The 21,453-nt window shown below is 63.3% G+C and carries 15 protein-coding genes and 1 tRNA gene; 14 read left to right on the top strand and 2 right to left on the bottom strand.

Features of this window, described 5'->3' with window-relative positions; translation table 11 throughout:
- Window positions 1-84 precede the first annotated feature (84 nt).
- Entirely contained in the window at window positions 85-678 is a 594-nt protein-coding gene (locus EYF70_RS28015; protein WP_131148301.1) for a c-type cytochrome, read from the bottom strand.
- A gap of 255 nt (window positions 679-933) precedes the next feature.
- Here EYF70_RS28015 and EYF70_RS28010 point away from each other — a divergent pair.
- From EYF70_RS28010 to EYF70_RS27975, 8 genes are all read left to right on the top strand, one after another.
- A tRNA-Arg gene (locus EYF70_RS28010) sits at window positions 934-1,009 on the top strand.
- A 462-nt stretch (window positions 1,010-1,471) separates the two neighbouring features.
- A complete protein-coding gene (locus tag EYF70_RS28005) occupies window positions 1,472-2,575 on the top strand; it encodes a DegT/DnrJ/EryC1/StrS family aminotransferase (RefSeq protein WP_131148300.1) in 1,104 nt (367 codons plus the stop codon).
- A gap of 1 nt (window position 2,576) precedes the next feature.
- On the top strand, window positions 2,577-3,530 hold the full coding sequence (locus EYF70_RS28000; RefSeq protein WP_131148299.1) for a glycosyltransferase family 2 protein: 954 nt from the start codon (window positions 2,577-2,579) through the stop codon (window positions 3,528-3,530).
- Window positions 3,514-4,473 carry a WxcM-like domain-containing protein gene (locus EYF70_RS27995; protein WP_131148298.1) on the top strand — a complete coding sequence of 320 codons (960 nt, stop codon included), beginning with the start codon at window positions 3,514-3,516 and terminating at the stop codon, window positions 4,471-4,473. Before EYF70_RS28000 ends, EYF70_RS27995 begins: the two co-directional genes overlap by 17 nt.
- Window positions 4,466-4,837 carry a GtrA family protein gene (locus EYF70_RS27990; RefSeq protein WP_131148297.1) on the top strand — a complete coding sequence of 124 codons (372 nt, stop codon included), beginning with the start codon at window positions 4,466-4,468 and terminating at the stop codon, window positions 4,835-4,837. The genes EYF70_RS27995 and EYF70_RS27990 overlap by 8 nt, the downstream gene beginning before the upstream one ends.
- Window positions 4,834-6,417: a glucosyltransferase domain-containing protein gene (locus EYF70_RS27985; protein ID WP_131148296.1), complete on the top strand. Its 1,584-nt coding sequence runs from the start codon at window positions 4,834-4,836 to the stop codon at window positions 6,415-6,417. Before EYF70_RS27990 ends, EYF70_RS27985 begins: the two co-directional genes overlap by 4 nt.
- A 326-nt stretch (window positions 6,418-6,743) precedes the next feature.
- Window positions 6,744-7,700, top strand: coding sequence for an EDSAP-1 family PEP-CTERM protein (locus EYF70_RS27980; RefSeq protein WP_131148295.1), 957 nt, complete (start codon window positions 6,744-6,746; stop codon window positions 7,698-7,700).
- 63 nt (window positions 7,701-7,763) lie between these two features.
- Window positions 7,764-9,302: an FAD-binding oxidoreductase gene (locus EYF70_RS27975; RefSeq protein WP_165497807.1), complete on the top strand. Its 1,539-nt coding sequence runs from the start codon at window positions 7,764-7,766 to the stop codon at window positions 9,300-9,302.
- Window positions 9,303-9,385: 83 nt separating this feature from the next.
- Here EYF70_RS27975 and prsT read toward each other — a convergent pair whose 3' ends face one another.
- Window positions 9,386-12,139, bottom strand: a complete 2,754-nt coding sequence (prsT, locus tag EYF70_RS27970) for an XrtA/PEP-CTERM system TPR-repeat protein PrsT (RefSeq protein WP_165497806.1) — start codon at window positions 12,137-12,139, stop codon at window positions 9,386-9,388.
- Between the two features lie 612 nt (window positions 12,140-12,751).
- Here prsT and EYF70_RS27965 point away from each other — a divergent pair.
- From EYF70_RS27965 to EYF70_RS27940, 6 genes are all read left to right on the top strand, one after another.
- Window positions 12,752-14,041 (top strand): nucleotide sugar dehydrogenase, encoded by a 1,290-nt coding sequence (locus EYF70_RS27965; RefSeq protein ID WP_131148292.1) that lies wholly within the window; start codon window positions 12,752-12,754, stop codon window positions 14,039-14,041.
- A gap of 18 nt (window positions 14,042-14,059) precedes the next feature.
- Window positions 14,060-15,106: an SDR family oxidoreductase gene (locus EYF70_RS27960; protein ID WP_131148291.1), complete on the top strand. Its 1,047-nt coding sequence runs from the start codon at window positions 14,060-14,062 to the stop codon at window positions 15,104-15,106.
- Between the two features lie 106 nt (window positions 15,107-15,212).
- A complete protein-coding gene (locus EYF70_RS27955; protein ID WP_307722087.1) occupies window positions 15,213-16,580 on the top strand; it encodes a TIGR03013 family XrtA/PEP-CTERM system glycosyltransferase in 1,368 nt (455 codons plus the stop codon).
- A gap of 34 nt (window positions 16,581-16,614) precedes the next feature.
- Window positions 16,615-18,651: an XrtA/PEP-CTERM system histidine kinase PrsK gene (prsK, locus tag EYF70_RS27950; RefSeq protein WP_131148289.1), complete on the top strand. Its 2,037-nt coding sequence runs from the start codon at window positions 16,615-16,617 to the stop codon at window positions 18,649-18,651.
- A gap of 194 nt (window positions 18,652-18,845) precedes the next feature.
- Window positions 18,846-20,216 carry a PEP-CTERM-box response regulator transcription factor gene (gene prsR / locus EYF70_RS27945; protein ID WP_131148288.1) on the top strand — a complete coding sequence of 457 codons (1,371 nt, stop codon included), beginning with the start codon at window positions 18,846-18,848 and terminating at the stop codon, window positions 20,214-20,216.
- A 9-nt stretch (window positions 20,217-20,225) separates the two neighbouring features.
- Entirely contained in the window at window positions 20,226-21,440 is a 1,215-nt protein-coding gene (locus tag EYF70_RS27940) for a VanZ family protein (protein WP_131148287.1), read from the top strand.
- The last annotated feature ends 13 nt before the right edge of the window (window positions 21,441-21,453 follow it).

The raw sequence follows: 21,453 nt of genomic DNA, 5'->3' as shown, positions 1-21,453 counted from the left end.
TCGATCCTGAACATTCTTCGGGCATGACCTCCCGCCGGGCCGCGCAACGGCCATGCCGGCGCAATGCGCTTTCCGGGATCTTGCTCAGCCTTTTGGCGGCTGGGCGGCTTCGGCGGCGGAGGGGGCGCCGGCGGCAGGTGCTGCGGTCGCAGGTGCGGCGGCGGCAGGGGCGGGCGCTTCGGGTTCCTTGAACTTGGCGCCGGACTGGTTGGCCATGAACACCACCGCGCGCGCTACTTCGACATCGTCCAGATCCGGGTTGCCGCCCTTGGCCGGCATGGCGCGCAAGCCTTCGATCGCGTGCTTGACGACCGTGTCATAGCCTTGCGCAAGGCGTGCCGCCCAAGCACCGCTGTCGCCCGTTTTCGGGGCACCCGCGATACCCGCGCCATGGCAGGCCTGGCAGGTCGACGTGTATACCGCTTCGGCGGTCTGCAACACTTTTGGTGCGTTCGCATCCTTGAACGTGAAGCCTTCGTCGGCGACCGGTTTCAGGCGGCTCGCGATGGCTTCGGGCGACATGGCGTCGGAACCGGCACCGGTCAATTTTTGCTGAGTGACGAACTGGACCAGCAGGACAATGCCGAAGATGGTGACGAGGAAAAATGCGATGACTGCTGCTGCAAGCTGCTTCGGAGTCCGGATGACGGATTGGTGCTCGTGGTGTGCGTCGCTCATGATTTCCTTAGTACAAGTGGCTGGTAGACCAGCGCGTTAATGTTGTGCACATCTGGGTACTTGGGTATGGCAGACTTCTGGCCGAGAAACCGGCTGATTATAGTCCCAAAATTATGGAGCGGGAAACAACTCGGCCATGCGGGAAACGCCACGCCGTCACCGCTTCGCAGGGGCGGGGCACGATCCCGGTGAGCAAAATACTTGTGCTTTCGGATAGACGCGCGGCACGAAAGCCGGTATCCTTCGGTTCTCCGTGCGGCTGTAGCTCAGTGGATAGAGTATTGGCCTCCGAAGCCAAGGGTCGCTGGTTCGATCCCAGCCAGCCGCACCAATAGAATCAATGCGTTACGAGGGTATTCGGTATCCGGACAGACATGTTCCTGTTCGTGTAACCCTCAAGTAACCTTCCTGTATTACCTCTCCTGTATTACCTCTTCTGCATTACCTCTCCTGCACCGCACTTCCCGCATCACCTCTGCATCACCCCCTGTCTTGCCCCACGCTCCTTCGGTTCTCTCTGTGCAAGCCGATAGGCCGTTTCCATCGCCTTTCGTTGGCTGCCTGCACGTTGCGGCAGGGCACACTGACTTTCAGATTGCTACTTTTGGTGACGAAAGGTGTGCAGCCCCCAAAGCCCGTGCGAACTGCGCACAACGCGGCTGCATCGCCGGAAATCCAGAAAATACCTTGCTGAGCAGCCCGTGGACAGTCGTGCCGATGCCTCTTTTCACGCATGGAAATTGTCGTATAATCAACTGAGCGAATTTCTTCGGAATAACGATAAGGGTAACAAATGGTCATCCAGGTTCCGCTCTTTTCATCGAAGATCGCCAATGAAGGCGTGGACCTGGCCGGCGCATTGCACCGCGTGCTCGAGCGGAACTGGTACGTGCTCGGTACGGAGGTGGCCGCCTTCGAAGCGGAATTCGCCGCCTATCAAGGGACCGAATCGTGCATTTCCGTGGCAAACGGCACGGACGCCCTGGAAATCGCCCTGCGCACGCTGGATATCGGCCCGGGGAAACGGGTGGCACTGGTGGCCAATGCGGGGTTTTATGGCAGCACCGCGGTGCATGCCGTGGACGCCGAGCCGTGCTACGTGGATGTCGATGACGCCACGCTCACGATGGCCCCTGCGGCCCTGCAGGCGGTGCTGGCCACGGGCGTCGATGCCGTCATCGTCACGCACCTGTATGGCCAGATGGCCGACATCGAGCGGATCGCCGCGCTTGCCACGGATGCCCGGGTGCCCCTGATCGAGGATTGCGCCCAGTCGCATGGCGCCATCCGCAACGGCACCCGCGCCGGCTGCTTCGGCGACCTGGCCTGCTTCAGTTTTTATCCGACCAAGAACCTTGGCGCCATCGGCGACGGCGGTGCCATCACGACCAACGACAAGGAACTCGAGACGCGGGCCCGCCGCCTGCGCCAGTATGGCTGGGGCAAGAAGTACCATGTGACCGAAGCGGGCGGGCGCAACAGCCGGCTCGACGAATTGCAGGCCGCCGTGCTGCGTGAAAAACTGCCCATGCTCGACGACTGGAATGCCCGGCGCCGCGCCATCGCCGCCAGGTATTCCGCCGCCTTTGCCGGCTTGCCCATCCGCTTGCCAGCGTCGAACGGCGGCGATCATGTCGCCCACCTGTATGTGATCCGCGTGCCGGACCGCGCCGCTTTCATCGCCAGCATGGGCGCCGCCGGCATTGCCACCGATATCCACTATCCCGTGCCCGACCATCTGCAGCCTGCCTACGCGCAGGCTGGCAACGTCGCCTTGCCGGTGACGGAAGCCGCCAGCGGCACGGTGGTCACGCTGCCGTGTTTTCCAGGGCTCGACGATGAAAGTGTCGAGCGTGTCATTGCCGCGGTGCGCAGCCACTTCGGCACCGGCCAGTGACATGCTCAGCCTGATTGTTCCTGTCTACGGGAATGAAGGTTCGCTGCCGGAACTGCTGGCCGCGGTCACCCGGCTGAACGACAGCGTCGGCGGCGATTTCGAAACCGTCTTCGTCGTCGATGCGAGTCCCGACAACTGTTATGTGTTGTTGCGCAAACAGCTGCCGCAACAGCGCTTCCGGTCGCAACTGGTCCTGTTGTCGCGCAATTTCGGCTCCTTTGCCGCCATTCGCATGGGCCTGCAGTTTGCCAGGGGCAGCCGCTTCGCCGTGATGGCGGCCGACTTGCAGGAACCGCCCGAACTGGTGTTGCGGATGAACGACATCCTGCAGCGCGACGAGGCCGATGTGGTGGTCGGCGTGCGCGAGGGGCGCAGCGATCCGCTGGCTTCGCGGTTGATGTCCGGCGCTTTCTGGTGGCTGTACCGCAAGTATGTGATGCCGGACGTTCCACCGGGCGGCGTCGACATGTTCGGCTGCAACCGCGATTTCCGCGATACCCTCCTCACGCTCGAAGAGCGGCATTCTTCGCTGATCGGGCAACTGTTCTGGATCGGCTACCGCCGCAGCGTGGTGCCTTATACACGGCTGGAGCGCCAGCATGGCAAGTCCGGCTGGACCTTCCGGAAGAAATGGAAGTACCTGATGGACAGCGCGTTCTCGTTTACCGACCTGCCCATCAAGCTGCTGATCCGCGTGGGCGCCGCCGGCACCGCCCTCGTGACGGCGCTTGCCGTGGTGGTGGTGGTGGCCCGTCTCAACGGGCTGATCGCCGTGCCCGGTTATGCCATGACCATCCTGACGATGGCCCTGCTCGGTTCCATCAACCTGTTCGGTCTCGGTATCGTCGGCGTCTATGCCTGGCGCACCTATGAAAACACCAAGCAGCGGCCCAACGCCATCCACCGCCAATCCCACGTCTTCGAGGGCGCCCATGTACATGCACACCAACGTTGATTATTTCATCCACGAGCGCGCCATGTGCGAGTCGCCGCACATCGGCAAGGGCACCCGTGTGTGGGCATTCGCCCATGTATTGCCGGAGGCGCGCATCGGCGCGGACTGCAACGTCTGCGACAACGTGTTCATCGAGAACGATGTGCGCGTGGGGGACCGCGTGACGATCAAATGCGGCGTGCAGTTGTGGGATGGCGTCACGCTCGAGGACGACGTGTTCGTCGGGCCGAACGCCACCTTCACCAATGACATCTTCCCGCGCAGTAAGAAATTCCCCGAGAAATTTGCCCGCACCATCATCCGGCGCGGCGCCTCGGTCGGGGCCAATGCCACCATCCTGCCGGGCATTACTGTCGAGCAGGGCGCGATGATCGGCGCCGGCGCCGTGGTCACCCGCTCGGTGCCGCCGAATGCCATCGTGGTGGGCAACCCGGCGAAGATCGTCGGCTATGTCGATGCCAAGCCGGTGCCTGCCGGCGATACCGCGCCGGCGGGAGCCCGGGGAGCGGGATTGAATGTCAGCGCCACCGATGTACGCGGCGTGACCCTGCACAAGATGAAGGAAGCGGCGGATATTCGCGGCAGCCTGTCGGTGGGCGAATTCGACCGGGATATTCCCTTCGTGCCGGCGCGTTATTTCCTCGTGTATGGCGTGCCCACCGCGGAAACCCGCGGCGAGCATGCGCACCACGAGTGCCACCAGTTCCTGGTGGCCATCAAGGGCTCGGTGCACGTGGTGGCGTTCGACGGCAGGAAGCGCGAGGAATTCGTGCTCGATGCCGCCACCACGGGCCTGTACCTGCCGCCGATGACCTGGGGTATCCAGTACAAATACTCGAGCGATGCCGTGTTGCTGGTGTTCGCCTCGCACCACTACGACAATGCCGACTACATCCGCAGCTATGACGAGTACGTCGAGCTGATCTCGCACCGGTATGCATAAGGGCAGCGGCCTGCGTTTCCTGCTTGCCGGGGGATTGAACACCGCTGTCACCTACCTGATGTACCTGGCGCTGCTCGACGTGGCCGGCTACCAGGCCAGCTATGCCATCGCCTTCGTGTGCGGTATCGGCATCAGCTATGTGCTGGGCCGCGTGTTTGTCTTCAAGGTGCACCAGGGCTACCGCTCGGTCCTGATGCTGCCGCTGGTGTACCTGGTGCAGTACGCGGTCGGGGCTGCCGTTGTGTGGACGTGGGTCACCTGGCTGCGCCAGCATCCGGCGCTGGCACCAGCAGTGGCCATTCTCGTCACGCTGCCGCTGACCTATCTTTTGAGTAAGTTCGCGTTCGCGGGAAAAATCCGATGAGTGCGATGACCGGGTGGCTGCAGCGCCAGTGCTTCAGCTGGCGGGAACTGTTTATCCTGACGCTGGTCGGTATCGTGGCCAATGCGTACTTCCTGGCGAATTACTCGCCGTCCATCGATGACGAGCTGGCGGCGGTGCGCGCCAGCAGCGAAATCTGGATCGCGCAGGGGCGCTTTACCACGTATCTGGTGGAAACCCTGCTGTTCCCGCAGGCGTCCATTCCCTTCAGCCCGTATCTGTTCCTGGCCGTGATGCTGGCGCTGACGCACATGCTGCTCGTGCGTGCCCATGGCATAACGCCGGGCTGGCGCAGCTACGCGGCCTACTGCCTGTTCGTGACGTACCCGACCTGGTGGCTGATCGAGGAATTTTCGGCCAATGTGCCGGCGACCGGCATCGGCTTCCTGCTGGCCGCCGCCGCGCTGTGCCTGCAGGCGGAAGCGCCAGCCGATGCGCTGCGCCGCTTCTTTCCCGGCTTCTCTCCCCACTTCTCTCGCCATGAGGCCGGCCGGCTGCTGGCGATCGGGCTGTTGCTGGCGCTATGCGCCGGCGCCTACCAGACCCTGCTGCTGCTGTTCGCCTGCGGAACGATCGGCGTCGCCCTGTGCCGTTCGATCCAGGGCGATGCCGCCTTCCCATGGCGGCAGACGTGCCTGCGGATTTTTCACGGCGGTGTCTGCCTGGTCGCGGGGGCGTTGTTGTACTTCGTGTTGAACAAGCTGGCGCTGGGCCTCTCCGGCACCCGGCCGGAATACGTGGCCGGCTTCATCAATCTCGACAATCTGAAAGCGCCGTACTGGCTGGTGGGATCGATTGCCTTGGAGGCCTGGCAGATCTATTCCGGCTCGGCCGGGCAGTTCGGGGCGGCGATGCCGGCCGCGGCCGTGGCACTGGCCTGCACGGTGGTCGCGGTGGCCCGTGCCCGCCCCGGCTTGGCGCTGCCGAACTTGCTGTTGTTCGCAATCCTGCTGGGAACGCCTTTCCTGCTGTGCTTGCTGACGGGGCCGGCCAGCCTGCCGCTGCGTGCGATGGTGGCCTTGCCCTATGTGATCTGGCTGTCTGCGCTGCTGGCCTTTACGTACCAGCGTGGCGCCGCCTGGATCGCCGGCCTGGTGGTGTTTGCGCTGTTCCAGCTGCAAGTCGTCAACCTGACGTCGCAATACATCGCCACCGCAACGCTGGTCCAGCACCAGGACCGCTTCATGGGGTTCGACATCGGCCGCCGCTTGCTGCTGTTGCGTGGCGGCGACGAGGCCGGAAAGCCGATCTGGCTCGACGCCTACGGCCACGGCGCGGAAGAGCGGGTATCCCTGTTCGCCGCAGCCCAGACGGGCGTGACCAGGGGCTCCTTCTTCGGCTGGGACAAAGGCAATCTCCAGCGCATCGCCGCGTATTTGCGGGTGCTCGGCTTCGACACTGTCCGTCCGGCACCGCCCGCTGCGCGCAGCGCGCTCACCAGCCAGTTCGAACAGATGCCGGTATGGCCGCACGAGGGTTCGTTGCGCCGTAGCGGCGATTATTACCTGCTCAAACTGGGCAAGACGCCGGATGCCGCGCATGCCGTCCCGCCCGGGAAATGACGGCCTGGGCCGGCCGAGATGAAGCCACGGGGCTGGGTGGCGCTTCAGCCGCGTGCGGGATGCGGGAACGCCGCTGCGCGCACGTCATGGTAGAGGTCGAGTGTATCGAGTGACTACGCATTTGCGATGGCTCATGCCATTCATTGATGTGGACCCAAGCGGGTTGACAAGAATTCGTTGCCGGGACTGTCGGAAATCTTTACACCGAGTTTGTGAAAAAACAATTCCTAAGCGTAAGTAGTTGATTTTATTGACGTGATTTTTCTGGCACGATCCATGCTAGATAAGGTCAAGGCAAGACCAACCGCTTATTTCCAGGAGAAATCATGAAACTCAAATCGCTGCTCGCCGCGGCCGCCCTGTCCGCCTTCGGTATCACGCCAGCATTCGCAGGCGTGGCGGGCATGGCAGACTTGTCCATCTCGCGCCTGCTGGTGGTAGGCACCGATGGCCAGCCGAGCCCGCTCGCTCCGCAGATCCAGATCAGCAGTGACTCGCGCACCGGCAATGCGAGCTCGAACTACAATGGCATCGAAGGCACCGGTGCCGGCCAGGGCAGTATCACCGATGTCGTTCTGGGTGGCGGTACCGCTGCGGTCGACGTGAAATACCGTAGCGCCGGTCCGGATGCCGCGGCTGTCAATGCCATCTATGGCGGCAACGCGGAAAACAATGTCACCGCGAATTTCATGACGAACCAGGGCAATTTCGCACTGGGCGACATGAACATCACCGGTAACGCACTGGCTGGCGGTGCAAACGGCCTGACCCGAGCCGACTCTTCGGCCGACTTCCCTGAAGCGGTGGGCGGTGCCAATGCCACCATCCTGAACGGCGTGACCGTGACCACGAACTTCGAGATCGGCACGACCGCTCAACTGGGCTTCGCGTTGACGTACGACGCGTTTGTTCGCGCCTTCGTCGATCCGCTGCTGCCAGCCGGTACCAAGGCACTGGCATCGGGCGCGATCAACTTCAGCCTGACGCTGAACGACATCACGGACGAAGGCAATGTCTTCAACGTGCTGACCTGGACGCCGCCGCAGCTGAACCGTGGCCTGCAAGCTGCGAACTCGACCCAGAACAGCGTGCATGACTTCGAAGGCACGATCCTGTCGCCGATCCGCACCCTGGTCGCTGGCCGCAACTACAGCCTGGTGATCTCGCAAGCGTCGAACTCGACGATCCGCCTGAACGCCGTGCCGGAACCTGAATCGCTGCTGCTGGTCGGCCTGGGCCTGCTGGCCATGGGTGTGACGGCTCGCCGCAAGCGTCTGCAATAATCGCGGGACGCTCCCGTTCCACCAAGCCCGGGCATGCCCGGGCTTTTTCCATTGGTACCTTCCATGCCAAGACATACCGCCGATACCACCAACGTCACAGGCCTGGCACAGGCAGGGGGGCGTGTGCTGCGGCCGCGGACGACCGCCCAGGTGCAACGGATCGTCCGGCTCGCCAACCGGCGTGGCTGGACCATCAACCCGGTCTCGACCGGGCTCAATTACGGCTATGGCGGTACGTCACCCGTCCGGCCCACCGATATCCAGCTCGACCTGGGCAGGATGACGTCGATCCGCAATGCGGCCGAGATTTCGCGCGGCAATCCGGTGGCCGTCATCGAACCCGGCGTCACCCAGCAGGCCCTGTATGCGTGGCTGCAGCAGCACCATCCGGATCTCGCCTTCAATGTCACCGGCTCGGCGCGCGAGACCAGCATCATCGGCAACGCGCTGGATCGCGGCGTGGGGTATTTCGGGCCGCGCCGGGAAGATCTGTTCGGCCTGGAAGTCATCACGGGCACGGGTGAGCTGATCCATACAGGCTTTCGCCGCCTTGGCGAGTCGTCGCCGCTGGCGCACAGCCATCCTTACGGACTGGGCCCGATCCTGGATGGCCTGTTTTTCCAGGGGAATTGCGGCATCGTGACGAGCGCCTGCTTCCGGCTGGTGCCCAGGCGGCCCCGGGCCGTTGCCGTATCGCTCGGGCTGCGCGAGGGCAAGAGCCTGGCCCCGTTCATCGACCGGCTTGCCGAGCTGAAGCGGGAAGCCGTGATGGATTCGGTCACGCATATCGGCAATCGCCAGCGCAGCAATGCATCGCTGATGTATGGCATCACCACCTATCTCGAGCAGCAATGCGGCCGTACGCCGCAAGCCGCCGCCGTGGAAGCGAAGGAGGCGCTGGCGCTGGTCGCCAAGGGCGAGTGGACGAGCCTGGGGGCCGTTACCGGCTCGGCAGCGCAAGTGCGTGCCAACCTTGCCGAAGTGCGCAAGCGGATCGGCGACATAGCCACTGTGCGCGAGTTAAGCGAGGAAAAGCTGGCGCTGGGTTACCGGATCATGCATGCGCTGCGCTTTTTCCGCGCAGCGCGGGCAAATGCCGCCGCCATCGCCGCGATTCGCCCCCTGCATGTGCTGGCGCTCGGCCAGCCGACCGATGCGGCGATCGACAACTTGCTGTGGCGGTATGGCCGCAGCGACCTGCCGGCCACCCAGCTCGACAGGACCAGCTGCGGCCTGATCTTCATCAACCCGGCCTTGCCGATGAATGGCGCGCTGGTCGAGGCGCTGGTTCGCGAGCTGGAGGAAGTGGCCCGGCCGTTCGAACTGTATATGACGATCAATATTGAAACGGCCACTTCACTGGTCGCCGTGATCAACCTGCTGTTCAACCGCGACGATGCCGCCGAGTCCGCGGCGGCCCGGAAAACCGCCGATGCGTTGCACGCACACTTGCGCGCGCGGCAGCTCGAGGTCTACCGTGCACGGGCGGACATGATGGAAAGCGTCGTCGATCCGGCCGATCCGTACTGGCAAGCCGTCGGGGCCATCAAGCACGCGCTCGATCCGAATGGCGTGATCGCGCCAGGCCGCTACAGCCCCTGATCAGGGCATGCCACGCTGTGGCGGTGCCTGGCAGCGTTTGGCAGCCTGCCGTGCCGGCGTAGTCACCGCCGGCGGCAGGCCGGTCAAAGCTGTTTCAGCAGCGCGCGCGCCTGCTCGGCCTGGGCAATGTCGCCTTTCGCGGCCAGCAGGGTTTCCAGTTCCTTGCGTGCCGCGGCCTTGTCGTTATTGCGTGCGTACGCCGCGGCGAGGTGGTAGCGAATGTCGGCGGCGGCAGGTTCGGCCGCGCTGGCCTGCTTCAGCAGCGGCAAGCCACGTCCGAGGTTGCCTTTCTCGACCAGTATCCAGCCGAGCGTATCCATGGCGGCGCCACTCTGCGGAAGTGCTTTCATGGCCCGTTCGGCCGTTTCCAGCGCGCGTGGGTCTCCCGCTGACTGATATGCCAGGGCCAGGTTGTTCAAGATGATGCCGTTGTCGGGCAAGTCTTTCAGCAGGGCCGTGAAAGTGTCGATCGCGGCCGGGTATTTCTTTTGCGCGACGTAGAGCTCACCCAGGTAGACGGCGATCGCCCTGTCCTGCGGGCGCTCGCTGCGCCATTGCTGGACGAGCTTGAGTGCCTCGTCGGTGCGGCCGGCTTGCCGATATGCGTTGGCCAGCTTGATCCGCAGTGGCGACGATGCCTTGTTTTCCTGCAGTGCACGCTGGTAGACGGGAATCGCCAGGTCGGGCTTCTGCTGCGCTTCGCGCACTTCCGCTTCCACGATCAATCCGGCGATCAGGTTGCCGGGGCGGCGCTGCACGTCCCGCGCGAACATGATGGCCTGCTCATGGTTGCCGCGGCGTGTCTCGACGGCGGCCCGGGCCAGCAGGATGCCCACGTCGTCCGGCTGTTCGGTGTGCGCCTTGCGCAAGGTGTCGGCGGCCAGGTCGCGTTCACCCAGCGCTTCGTATGCAGCGGACAGGCGCGCCGTGATGCCGGTCGTGCGCGGCTGCACGGTAGCCAGCCGGCCATAGGCTTCCAGCGCCGCGGCCTTGTTGCCGTTGGCTGCCTGCACCTTGCCGAGCATATCGAGCAGCAACGGGTTCTCGGGATCTTCCAGCTGCACGGCGGAGATCAGCGTCAGCGCCTTGCGCTTTTCGCCCGTGGCAAGGTATTGCTGTGTCAGCCGCAATGCCGGCCCCACCAGCTTTGGCGCGGCAGCGTTGGCTTTTTCGAGCCATTTGGTCGCGTCCGCCTGCTTGTTCTCGATGAGTGCCAGGTCGGCCAGGGCCAGCATCGCTTCCGCACTGCCGGCGTTCTTGTCGATGAACCCCTGGTAACGCTGGCGCGCCGCATCCGGCTTCCCGTCCGCGATGTCCATCCGCGCCAGGTTATTGACTGCCGTGAAGTAGGTCGGCTGCAACTGCATCGACTTTTCAAAGGCAAGCCGCGCGTCGCTCCGCTTGTTCTGGCCAAGCAGCGCGCCGCCCTGCAGGTTGTACAGCAGGGCGCTCTTGGGCGCGCGCTGCAGCATCTGGTTGATCACCGCCAGCGCCTGCTCATACTGTTTCAATTGCAGGTGCGTCATGCCCAGCACGATGCCGGTGTCGATCGCCTTGGGCGCACTCAACTCCAGGCCTTTGCGCATGGACTTGATCGCACCGTCGGCGTCGCCCTTGCTCATTTTCGCCAGGCCCAGGCCCATGTGCAGCTGCGCATCGGCGGGCGCCAGTTCCAGGGCCCGCTGATAGATCGCCGTCGCCTTGTCGTACTGCTTCAGGTTCAGGTACGCGCGGGCGCCGACATTGAGCAATGCGGTATCGTCGGACTTGTCGAGATAGTTTTTCAGCTCCGCCAGCGCATCCTGCGGCCGGTTCATGCCCAGATAGACCGAGGCAAGCATCTTGCGCGCGTAGAGGTTGCCGGGGTCGGACTCGATATATTTTTTCAGGTGCTGCTCGGCCTGCGGGAAGGAACCCAGCGTGAACTGGGTCGCGCCGGCCAGCAGCTGGCTGGGCAAATGTTCCGGTGCTGCTTTCAGCACATTCAGGACATTGTCGAGCGCCGCCTTGTACTTGCCTTCCGAAAAATCGAGCAAGGCTTGTGCATGGTAGGCAAGCAGGTTCCCCGGCTCCAGCTTCCTCAGCGCGGCGATATCCGCGCGCGCCGCATCGAACTTGGCCTGGCTGATGTCGAGGTAAGCCTTTTGCAGGTGCGCGGCGCCTGTGCCGGGACTGAGCTTCAGCGCCTTGTCATAGGTGATGCGCGCCGCGTCCAGCTTGCCGATCGCCTTGTCGAGATCGGCGCGGAACATCAGCGCATCGACATCGGCCGGATTGTGCGCAACCGCGCTGTCGGCCAGGCGCGTTGCGCCAGCGATGTCATCCTTCAGCAAGGCGTGGCGCGCGAGGCCGTTCAGCGCAGTGCTGTTGTTTGGTTCGAGTTGTAACGCACTCTCGAAGGCCTGCCGGGATTCATCCAGTTTTTCCAGGGCGAGGAACGCGTCGCCACGCAGGCCCAGCAGGGTAGCGTCGGGCGGCGCTGAGGCAGTCTCATCCAATACAGCCTGGGGTTTATTCAGCAGCAACAGGGACTTGGCCAGCAGCGGCAAGACCTCGGTGCGGTTGCTGCCGAGATCGATGGCGCGCCGCAATTCCTTCTCGGCCGAGACATGGTCGCCCGTTTTCAGGTACAGGCGGCCGAGCGCCAACCGCGCGGCGGCGTCGTCAGGCCTGGCCTGCAGCGCATTCTTGAGCTGGATGATCGCCGCCTTGCTGTCGCCCTTGCTTTCGTATTGCTTGGCCTGGGCGATCAGCTGTTCGGGAGACTCATCTTTCGAGCACCCTGCCATGGCTGCAAGAACCAACACGAGGGCTGCCGCTACTTGCTTGTTAGTCATGCTGTGATGCATAGATCGTCCTATCGATAGCACTGTCGAGCGCGGACTTCCCGGGCGCTAGCATCGAAGATCATATACTGAGGAAACACAAAGGTGTTAATAAAATTAAATTATAGAAAGGGCAAGACCGAGTGACTACTTGGTTAAAACGCGACACCATTCAACGCGGCACTTTGTACGCCTGCGGCCATCCGGCAGGGGCCGCAGCGAGGCCGTAAGTTCTCATAAGCACGTTACTTCCCTCTGTAATTTCTGGTCGGAAACACAACCGATGCGCCTGCGCAACGCTTTGCTTTTTTTCCTGTCAATTCGACAATTTCCTGACATTCTTAGTTAACAACAAGGTTATGCTTTCCGGCATTGCCTAAGCAGTTATTGCGTTCGAATTCAACAAAAGATCTTGCGTTAGCGCTGAGTCATGGTCGAGTTACCCGTGTAAAATCTGGTCGTATCATTCCTGCAATTTCTGGTAGACAACTTCGACTGACAGCTGTGGGGAACCGCTGGGTTCAAGCGCGCCAACTGAGAAGCATCGTTATCAATATTGTATTAGTGGAATTTTTGATATATAGTTGGCATAAAGACAAATTGTAATTCTCGAACGGAACCCGTATGGAAAACGATCAGATCGTTGCGGTAGTGGGGCTGGGTTATGTGGGCTTGCCCCTGGCAGTAGAGTTCGGCAAAAAGCGTACGACAATCGGCTTTGACCTGTCGGACGCGAAGGTCGAGAATTACAAGCGTTTCATCGACCCGACCGGCGAGGTCTCGACGGACGAGCTGAAGGCGGCTCGCCATTTGACGGTCACCACCGATCCGGCCGCGCTGGCGCAGGCCGACTATATCGTGGTTGCCGTGCCCACCCCGGTCGACACGGCGCACAATCCCGATTTCGGGCCGCTGATCGGCGCTTCCACCAGCGTTGGCAAGCACATGAAGCGCGGCGCCATCGTGGTCTATGAATCCACCGTCTATCCCGGCGCCACCGAGGAAGTCTGCATTCCGATCCTGGAAAAACAGTCCGGCCTCAAGTGGAAGAAAGATTTCCATATCGGCTTCTCGCCGGAGCGCATCAACCCGGGCGACAAGCAGCACACACTGACCACCATCCTGAAGGTCGTTTCCGGTGACGACGCGGCCACGCTCGAAACCGTGGCGCAGCTCTATGAATCGATCATCACCGCCGGCGTGTACCGCGCGTCGAGCGTGAAAGTCGCCGAGGCGGCAAAGGTCATCGAGAACACGCAGCGCGACCTCAACATCGCCCTGATGAACGAGCTGGCCATCATCTTCGACAAGATCGGCATCGACACGCTCGAAGTGCTGCAGGCCGCCGGCACCAAGTGGAACTTCCTGCCGTTCCGGCCGGGCCTGGTAGGCGGGCACTGCATCGGCGTCGATCCCTATTACCTGACCCACAAGGCCGAGATGATCGGCTATCACCCGCAGGTGATCCTGGCCGGCCGCCGCATCAACGACGGCATGGCCAAGTACGTGGCGGAGAAAACGGTCAAGGAGCTGATCGCCACGGGCTGCCACGTGAAGGGCGCCAAGGTGAACGTGCTGGGACTGACGTTCAAGGAAAACTGCCCGGACCTGCGCAATTCGAAGGTGGCGGACGTGGTGGCGGAACTGCAATCGTATGGCCTGGACGTGCATGTGTATGACCCGGTCGCCGATGCCGACGAAGCGATGCACGAATACGGCATCAAGCTGGAAAGCTGGGAGGCGCTGCCGCGCGCGAATGCCCTGGTGGCCGCGGTATCGCACAAGGAGCTGCTGGCGTTGTCGCTGACCGACCTGGCATCGAAGCTGGACGATTGCGGCTGCTTCATCGACGTCAAGTCGCAATTCCCGCTGTCAGGCCTGCGCGAAGCGGGTTACGCCGTCTGGCGCTTGTAAGCGCCGAACCATAAAGGCATGCACGCCGTGAGCAAGTTCGACAACGTGACGGAACACCTTCGCAGCCAGCCATATCGCTGGCTCGTGACAGGTGCCGCCGGCTTCATCGGCTCCAACCTGGTCGAGGCGTTGCTGAAACTCGGCCAGCGCGTGACGGGGCTGGACAATTTTTCCACTGGCCACCAGCACAACCTCGACCAGGTGCGCGAAGCGGTTGGCGAGCAGGCCTGGGCAGCCTTCCATTTCATCGAAGGCGACATCTGCAATGCCGATACCTGTGTCCGCGCCTGCGACGGCATTGATTTCGTGCTGCATGAAGCGGCGCTTGGTTCCGTTACCCGGTCCATCGAGAATCCTCAGCGCACGCACGATGTGAACGTGACCGGCTTCGTCAACATGCTGGTGGCGGCGCGCGATGCCAGGGTGAAGCGTTTCGTGTACGCGGCATCGAGTTCCACCTATGGCGACCACCCCGGCTTGCCCAAGGTCGAAGACCGGATCGGCAAGCCCCTGTCGCCCTATGCCGTGACGAAGTACGTCAACGAACTGTATGCCGAAGTGTTTGCCCGCTGCTACGGCATCGAGGCGATCGGGCTGCGCTACTTCAACGTGTTCGGCCGGCGCCAGGATCCGCAAGGCGCGTATGCCGCCGTTATCCCGCAATGGGTGGCGGCGATGATCGGCAATATGCCGGTGTTCATCAATGGCGACGGCGAAACCAGCCGCGATTTCTGCTTCATCGACAACGTGGTGCAGGCCAACCTGCTGGCCGCGCTGGCCACCGCGCCGGAAGCGGCCAGCACGGTCTGCAACGTGGCGCTGAATCAGCGCACCAGCCTCAACGAGCTGTACCACATGATGCGCGAACTGCTGCAGGAGCGTTTTCCGCACCTGCGGGAAGCGCAACCGCAATACAAGAACTTCAGGGCCGGCGACGTGCGCCATTCGCAGGCCGATATCACCCGGGCGCGTGAATTCCTGGGCTATGCACCGACGCATGACATCGCGGCCGGGCTCAGGGAAGCAATGGATTGGTACGTGCAGCACCTGGCTAGCGCCAGCTGAAAAGTGGTTCCACAAGCCGCGTTCGACGGTACGGGAATAAAAACTAGGTGTATGCCCTGGGGGGTAAAAAATGTTAAGAATCTCCAACCACTACATATCCAAAGTAGTGTTCAGCCTGCTGTTCCTGGAAGTCCTGATCCTCATCGGTTCATTCTATGCAGGTGCCGGGCTGCGTATCTTCGACGGCGACGAGTTCGTGCTGCCGAAGCTCGACCATTTCTTCATGTCCGCCTGCGTGTTTGCGGCCGCGATCGTGTTTTCGATGAGCGCGCTGGGCATGTACCAGGTCAAGGTCAGCGAAGGCTTGCGCAATCCGTTCTTCCTGCAACTGATGCCGTCGTTCGCGATGGGCTTCTGCATCCTCACGCTGGTGTTCTACCTGGCGCCCGACCTGTATTTCGGCCGCGGCATCCTGATCCTGGTGTTCTGCATTTCGGGGACCGGGATCGTGCTGGCGCGCATCGTGTTCCTGAAAAGTTCCGAGCTGTCGATCCTCGAATCGCGCATCATGTTCGTCGGCTGCGGCCAGCTGGCCAAGGAATGTGGCGAGCTGGTCACGCGCAGCGGCAGCTATCACAAATACCACGTCGCAGGCTACGTGGCGGTGCCCGGCGAGGACATCACGGTGCCGCGCGAACGCCTGCTGGCACTCGATCCCGGTAGATCGCTGGTACAGCTGGCGCGGCAGAACCGCGTCAGCGAAATCGTGGTCTCCGTACAAAATCGACGTGGCGGCACGTTCCCGATCAAGGATTTGCTCGACTGCAAGCTGTACGGCATCAACGTCACCGATTCCACCACGTTCTTCGAACGTGAAACCTGCCAGATCCGCGTCGATTCCGTACAGCCGAGCTGGCTGGTGTTCGGCGGCGGCTTCGACCAGAGCTGGATGCGCACGTTCATGAAGCGCAGCTTCGACGTTACCGCCAGCCTGCTGTTGCTGGTGGTGACGCTTCCCGTGATGCTGGTGACGGCGCTGGCGATCTATATCGAAGACCGCGCCCCGATCTTTTATTCGCAGGAACGGGTCGGCAAGAACGGCAACGTGTTCCGCGTGCTGAAGTTTCGCAGCATGTTCACCAATGCGGAACAGGGTGGCAAGCCGCAGTGGGCCGCCAAGAACGATCCCCGCGTCACCCGGATCGGCAACATCATCCGCAAGCTGCGGATCGACGAGTTGCCGCAGATCCTGAATGTGCTGAAGGGTGAAATGAGCTTTGTCGGCCCGCGGCCGGAGCGGCCGTACTTCGTCGAACAGTTGACCGAGCGCGTGCCGTACTACAACGTGCGGCACAGCATCAAGCCCGGCATTACCGGCTGGGCACAGGTGCGCTACGGATATGGCGATTCCGTCGAGGACGCCGTACAGAAGCTGCAGTACGACCTGTATTACGTGAAGAACAACAGCCTGCTGCTCGACGTGCTGGTGTTGATCGACACCTTCAAGGTCGTGATGTTCCGGGGAGGCCGCTGAGCGGCCCCGGGCTGCACGGCCGCGCGGAGTGCTGATGCCGGTCAGTACCGCTTCCTTCAGCTACGCCAGCGCCGCGCTGGCGTTTGTGCTCTTGTGCGTGCCGTTGTTGACACGCTGGCGTGGCCGGCCGCACACCCGCCTGATTGCCGTCGCGTGCGCCGTGATGGCGCCATGGAGCATGGCGATGATCGGCCTGGCCCATGGCGCCGTGCCGGTGATGGCCGCCGAGTTGGCCGAACTGCTGCGCAACGCCACCTGGACCACCGTCCTGTTCGCCATGCTGGGCCAGCTGCGTGCGCCCGGCGGGGCGCGCCGCCGCAGTGGCATGCTGACGTTCTCCGCCGCACTGTACCTGCTGCTGCTGGGTGCGACCCTGGCCGAGGCGGCCCTGCCTGCCGGCCTGCATTTCCAGGTCAGTGTGATCGGCCGTGTCGGTGTCGCCGTGCTGGGCATGCTGCTGATCGAGCAGCTGTACCGCAATGCCGGCACGCAGAGCCGCTGGGCCATCAAGTTTGCCTGCCTGGGACTGGGCGGTATTTTCGCGTATGACTTCTACATGTACAGCGACATGCTGCTGTTCCGTGAACTGAACGGCGACCTGTGGACTGCCCGCGGCGTGGTCAACGCGCTGACCGCGCCGCTCCTGGCACTGTCGTTGCTGCGCAGCGCATCCTGGACCGGGCAGCTGGCCGTGTCGCGCCGGATGCTGTTCCATTCGGCGGCGCTGATCGGTTCCGCGATCTACCTGCTGACGATGAGTTCGGCGGCCTATTACCTGCGCTTCGTGGGCGGCAGCTGGGGTTCGCTGATGCAGCTCGTGTTCCTGTTCGGCGCTTCGATCCTGCTGGTGGGGATCCTTTTCTCGGGCAGCTTCCGTGCCTGGCTGAAGGTATTCATCAGCAAGCATTTCTACCGCTATAACTACGATTATCGCGACGAGTGGCTGAGCTTTACCCGCACGCTGTCGCATCCGGGGCCGGGTCTCGGGGAACGTACGATCCAGGCGCTGGCGGCACTCGTGGAAAGCCCGGGAGGGGCACTGTGGATCCGGCGCGATGCGCGCTGCGAGCCGGCAGCGCACTGGCATACCGCGCCGCCGACCGCCATCGAACCGGCCGATTCGCCGTTCTGCCGCTTCATCGAAGAAAAGCAGTGGGTCGTGGACCTGGACGAGCGGGTGACGGGCGAGCCGGTGCTGCCGCAATGGCTGCGTACCTTCCCGCGCGCATGGCTGGTGGTACCGCTGATGCTGCATGGCCGCCTGCTTGGCTTCACCGTCCTGCAACAGCCGCGCAGTCCTGTTGCGCTGAACTGGGAAGTCCTGGACCTGCTGAAGGTGGCAGGTACCCAGGCGGCCAGTTACCTGGCCCAGCAGGAAGCCGACAATGCGCTGATGCTGGCGCGCCAGTTCGACTCGTTCAACCGCTTGTCGACCTTCGTGGTCCACGACCTGAAGAACCTGGTGGCGCAGCTGTCGCTGCTGACGGCGAATGCGGAAAAGCATCGCGACAATCCGGAATTCCAGCGGGACATGCAGGATACGGTAAGCTATTCGGTGCAAAAGATGAAACTGATGCTGCAAAAGCTCAGCCGTACCGCCACCACCGAGCATGCGCGGCCGCTGGCCGTGGACCAGGTGCTGGCCGGGGCGCTGGCCTTGAAGGCGGCATTCGAACCGAAACCGGCACTGCATGTGGGGCAGTCCGGCTTGCGCGTGCTGGCCGATGCCGAACGCCTGGAGCGTGTGCTGGGGCACCTGATCCAGAACGCGATCGAGGCCACGCCGCGCGATGGCCGGGTGTGGGTGCGCGTCGATGGCAGCGAGCACGCGGTCATGATCGAAATCGGCGATACGGGGCAGGGCATGGATGAGGAGTTCGTGCGCGAGCGCCTGTTCAAACCGTTCGACTCGACCAAGTCGGCCGGGATGGGCATCGGCGCCTTTGAGAGCCGGGAATATATCCACGAACTGGGTGGCCAGCTCGACGTGCGCAGCAAACCAGGGCAAGGCACCACGTTTACGGTGACGCTGCCGCTGTACGGCGCGGGCGCCCTCGGCGCCGCCGCCTGAGGGCCGGGATGAAGAGCGTCGGGAACAAGGGCGCCGGGAAGAAAAGCGCCGGCATGAACGTGACTTGAGCGCGCCGACCTGAACGTGCGGAGATCAGGCGCCGATAGTGAAAGCGCTGGTATTGACAGCACGGATGGCTGAAGCGCCGATAGCTGAAGCGGATTTAAAGCCGGGAGCCCGGCAAGAGGACTGTTGTGACGCAAACCAAACCAAAGCTGTTGATCATCGAGGACGATCCCGGCCTGCAAAAGCAGTTGCGCTGGAGCCTGGACGCCTATGACGTGGTGGTGGCCGGTGATCGCGAAGCCGCGCTGGCCCAGTTGCGCCGCCATGAACCGGCCGTGGTGACGATGGACCTGGGGCTGCCACCCGATCCGGATGGCGCCACCGAAGGCCTGGCCACGCTGGAACAAATGCTGGCGCTGCTGCCGGACACGAAGGTGATCGTCCTCACCGGCAACCAGGACCGCGGACACGCGGTCAAGGCCATCGCCATGGGGGCATACGACTTCCACCAGAAACCCTGCGAGCCGGACTTGCTCAACCTGGTGATCCAGCGCGCCTTCGTGCTGCACGGCTTGCAACAGGAACACCGCCGTTTGCAGCAGGGGCAGGCCGACTCGCCGCTGTCGGGACTCATCAGCCGCGATCCCGGCATGCTGAAGGTATGCCGCAACATCGAGAAAGTGGCCCCCAGTTCCGCCACGGTGATGGTGCTGGGCGAAAGCGGCACCGGCAAGGAAGTGCTGGCGCGTGCGCTGCACCAGCTTTCACCGCGCGCCAAGGAGCGCTTCATGGCCATCAACTGCGCGGCGATTCCCGAAACGCTGCTGGAATCGGAGCTGTTCGGCTATGAGAAGGGGGCCTTTACCGGCGCGGTCAAGCAAACCAAGGGCAAGGTCGAACTGGCCAACGGCGGCACGTTCTTCCTCGACGAGGTGGGCGACCTGCCGATGGCGCTGCAGGCGAAACTGCTGCGCTTCCTCCAGGAACGCGTGATCGAGCGGGTCGGCGGCCATGATGAGATTCCCGTCGACGTGCGCATCATCTGCGCCACGCACCAGAACCTGAAAACGCTGGCCGCCACCGGCAAGTTCCGTGAAGACCTGTATTACCGCCTGTCGGAGATCGTCTTGACCATCCCGCCGCTGCGTGACCGCAATGGCGACGCGGTATTGCTGGCCCAGCATTTCAAGAACCGCTTCTGTACCCAGGAGGGGCGCACGATGCTGCACTTCGCCCCCGATGCGCTGGCGCAGATCGCCCGCTACGACTGGCCGGGCAACGTGCGCGAAATGGAAAACTGCATCAAGCGGGCGGTCATCATGGCCGATGGCCCGGCCATCACGGCGGACGACCTCGGCCTGGGGCTCGGCCCGGTCGAAGACGAGCCACTGAACCTGCGCCAGGTGCGCGACGAGGCCGAGTACAAGGCGATCGTCAAGGCGCTGGCGCGGGTCGAGGGCAACATCGTCAAGGCTTCCGAGCTGCTCGGTGTCAGCCGCCCGACGCTGTATGACCTGATGGACCGCCACGCGATCCGGCCCACGGTAGCCTCGGCCTGACAGGCGCCGATGGGCTTCCTGCTGTTGCTGTATGCGGCGCTGCTGGTCTATGGCAGCTGGTATCCGTTCGCATGGGGCGAGCCGGTGGCGCCACCGCTCACCTTCCTGCATACATTGCCGACGTACCTGGACAAGGGCGACGTCATCCAGAACGTGCTGGTCTACATGCCATTCGGCTTGCTGGTGGTGGCATGGTGCGGACGGCGCATGCCGTTCGCGGCCGGGTTGCTGCTGGCCGCCGTGGCCGGTACCGCGCTCAGCCTTGGCATCGAAGCCGTCCAGCAGTACCTGCCGTCGCGGGTACCGTCACTGGTCGACGTGGCGATGAACTTCGGTGGCAGCCTCATCGGCGGGATGTTCGGCGGGCTGGTCAGCCGCCGCACGGCGCCGGGCGCCACGCTGCTGCGCCTGCGCGACGACTGGTTCCGGCCCGGACCGCTGGCCAGCACGGGCCTGATCGTCATCGCCCTGTGGATGCTGTCGCAAACCACGCCGCTGGTACCTTCGCTCGACATCGCCCAGCTGCGCGGCAAGCTGGGTTACCTGTACCGTTCGATGATGGCACCCTACTGGTTCAGCTGGGGCAAGCTGGCGACGTTGTGGTGCTACCAGGTGGGGCTCGGCATCCTGCTGTGCACCCTGCTGCATACCGGCCGGCCGCTGCTCCGGCTGTATGTCCTGCTGACGGCGTTTGTCTGCGCCTGGAAACTGCTGGTCGTCGGGCGCGTGCTGTCGCTGGAACTGATCGCGGCGCTGGCGCTGGCGTTGCCGGCGCTGGTCATGCTGCGCAACCTGCGGCCCAACGTGCTGGCGATTGCCGGGGTGCTGCTGCTCGCTGCCGGGCTGGCGATCTACGAAACGCTGCCCGGCGATGCCGCGGTGTTCCAGCCGGCGTTCAACTGGGTACCGTTCGAAGGCCAGATGAACGACCTGTCGGGGCTGGAGAATATCCTGGAGTTCCTGTGGCCGCCGATGGCGATGGCATGCCTGTTGCGGCAAGCGCTGCCGTTCCACCGGCAGGATGCCGGCGCCGTGCTGGGCACGGCGGTGCTGGCGCTGGGCATGTTCCTGCTGGAGTGGCTGCAGCTGTCGCTGCCGGGACGCTATGGCGATATCACGCAGGTGGTGCTGGCATGCATCGGCTGGATCATTCCATGGTGCGTCCGGGGCCACGGCATGCGGGCCGCCGGGCCGCGGGGACGTACCGCCGTGCGGCCCGGGTGACGCCGGGCCGCAC

The organism is Pseudoduganella albidiflava (assembly GCF_004322755.1).
In the GTDB taxonomy this organism is placed as follows: domain Bacteria; phylum Pseudomonadota; class Gammaproteobacteria; order Burkholderiales; family Burkholderiaceae_D; genus Rugamonas; species Rugamonas albidiflava.
Note: the sequence above shows the minus strand (reverse complement) of the source record. Positions and strands in the feature narration are given on the sequence as shown.

Bases quoted from the DNA above. Each gene is read 5' to 3' on its own strand.
- EYF70_RS27985 (WP_131148296.1), top strand. From the start codon at position 4,834: ATGAGTGCGATGACCGGGTGGCTGCAGCGCCAGTGCTTCAGCTGGCGG.
- EYF70_RS27965 (WP_131148292.1), top strand. From the start codon at position 12,752: ATGGAAAACGATCAGATCGTTGCGGTAGTGGGGCTGGGTTATGTGGGC.
- EYF70_RS27975 (WP_165497807.1), top strand. From the start codon at position 7,764: ATGCCAAGACATACCGCCGATACCACCAACGTCACAGGCCTGGCACAG.
- EYF70_RS28005 (WP_131148300.1), top strand. From the start codon at position 1,472: ATGGTCATCCAGGTTCCGCTCTTTTCATCGAAGATCGCCAATGAAGGC.
- EYF70_RS27980 (WP_131148295.1), top strand. From the start codon at position 6,744: ATGAAACTCAAATCGCTGCTCGCCGCGGCCGCCCTGTCCGCCTTCGGT.
- prsT (WP_165497806.1), bottom strand. From the start codon at position 12,139: ATGACTAACAAGCAAGTAGCGGCAGCCCTCGTGTTGGTTCTTGCAGCC.
- EYF70_RS27990 (WP_131148297.1), top strand. From the start codon at position 4,466: ATGCATAAGGGCAGCGGCCTGCGTTTCCTGCTTGCCGGGGGATTGAAC.
- EYF70_RS28000 (WP_131148299.1), top strand. From the start codon at position 2,577: ATGCTCAGCCTGATTGTTCCTGTCTACGGGAATGAAGGTTCGCTGCCG.
- EYF70_RS28015 (WP_131148301.1), bottom strand. From the start codon at position 678: ATGAGCGACGCACACCACGAGCACCAATCCGTCATCCGGACTCCGAAG.
- EYF70_RS27940 (WP_131148287.1), top strand. From the start codon at position 20,226: ATGGGCTTCCTGCTGTTGCTGTATGCGGCGCTGCTGGTCTATGGCAGC.
- EYF70_RS27995 (WP_131148298.1), top strand. From the start codon at position 3,514: ATGCACACCAACGTTGATTATTTCATCCACGAGCGCGCCATGTGCGAG.
- prsK (WP_131148289.1), top strand. From the start codon at position 16,615: ATGCCGGTCAGTACCGCTTCCTTCAGCTACGCCAGCGCCGCGCTGGCG.
- EYF70_RS27960 (WP_131148291.1), top strand. From the start codon at position 14,060: ATGCACGCCGTGAGCAAGTTCGACAACGTGACGGAACACCTTCGCAGC.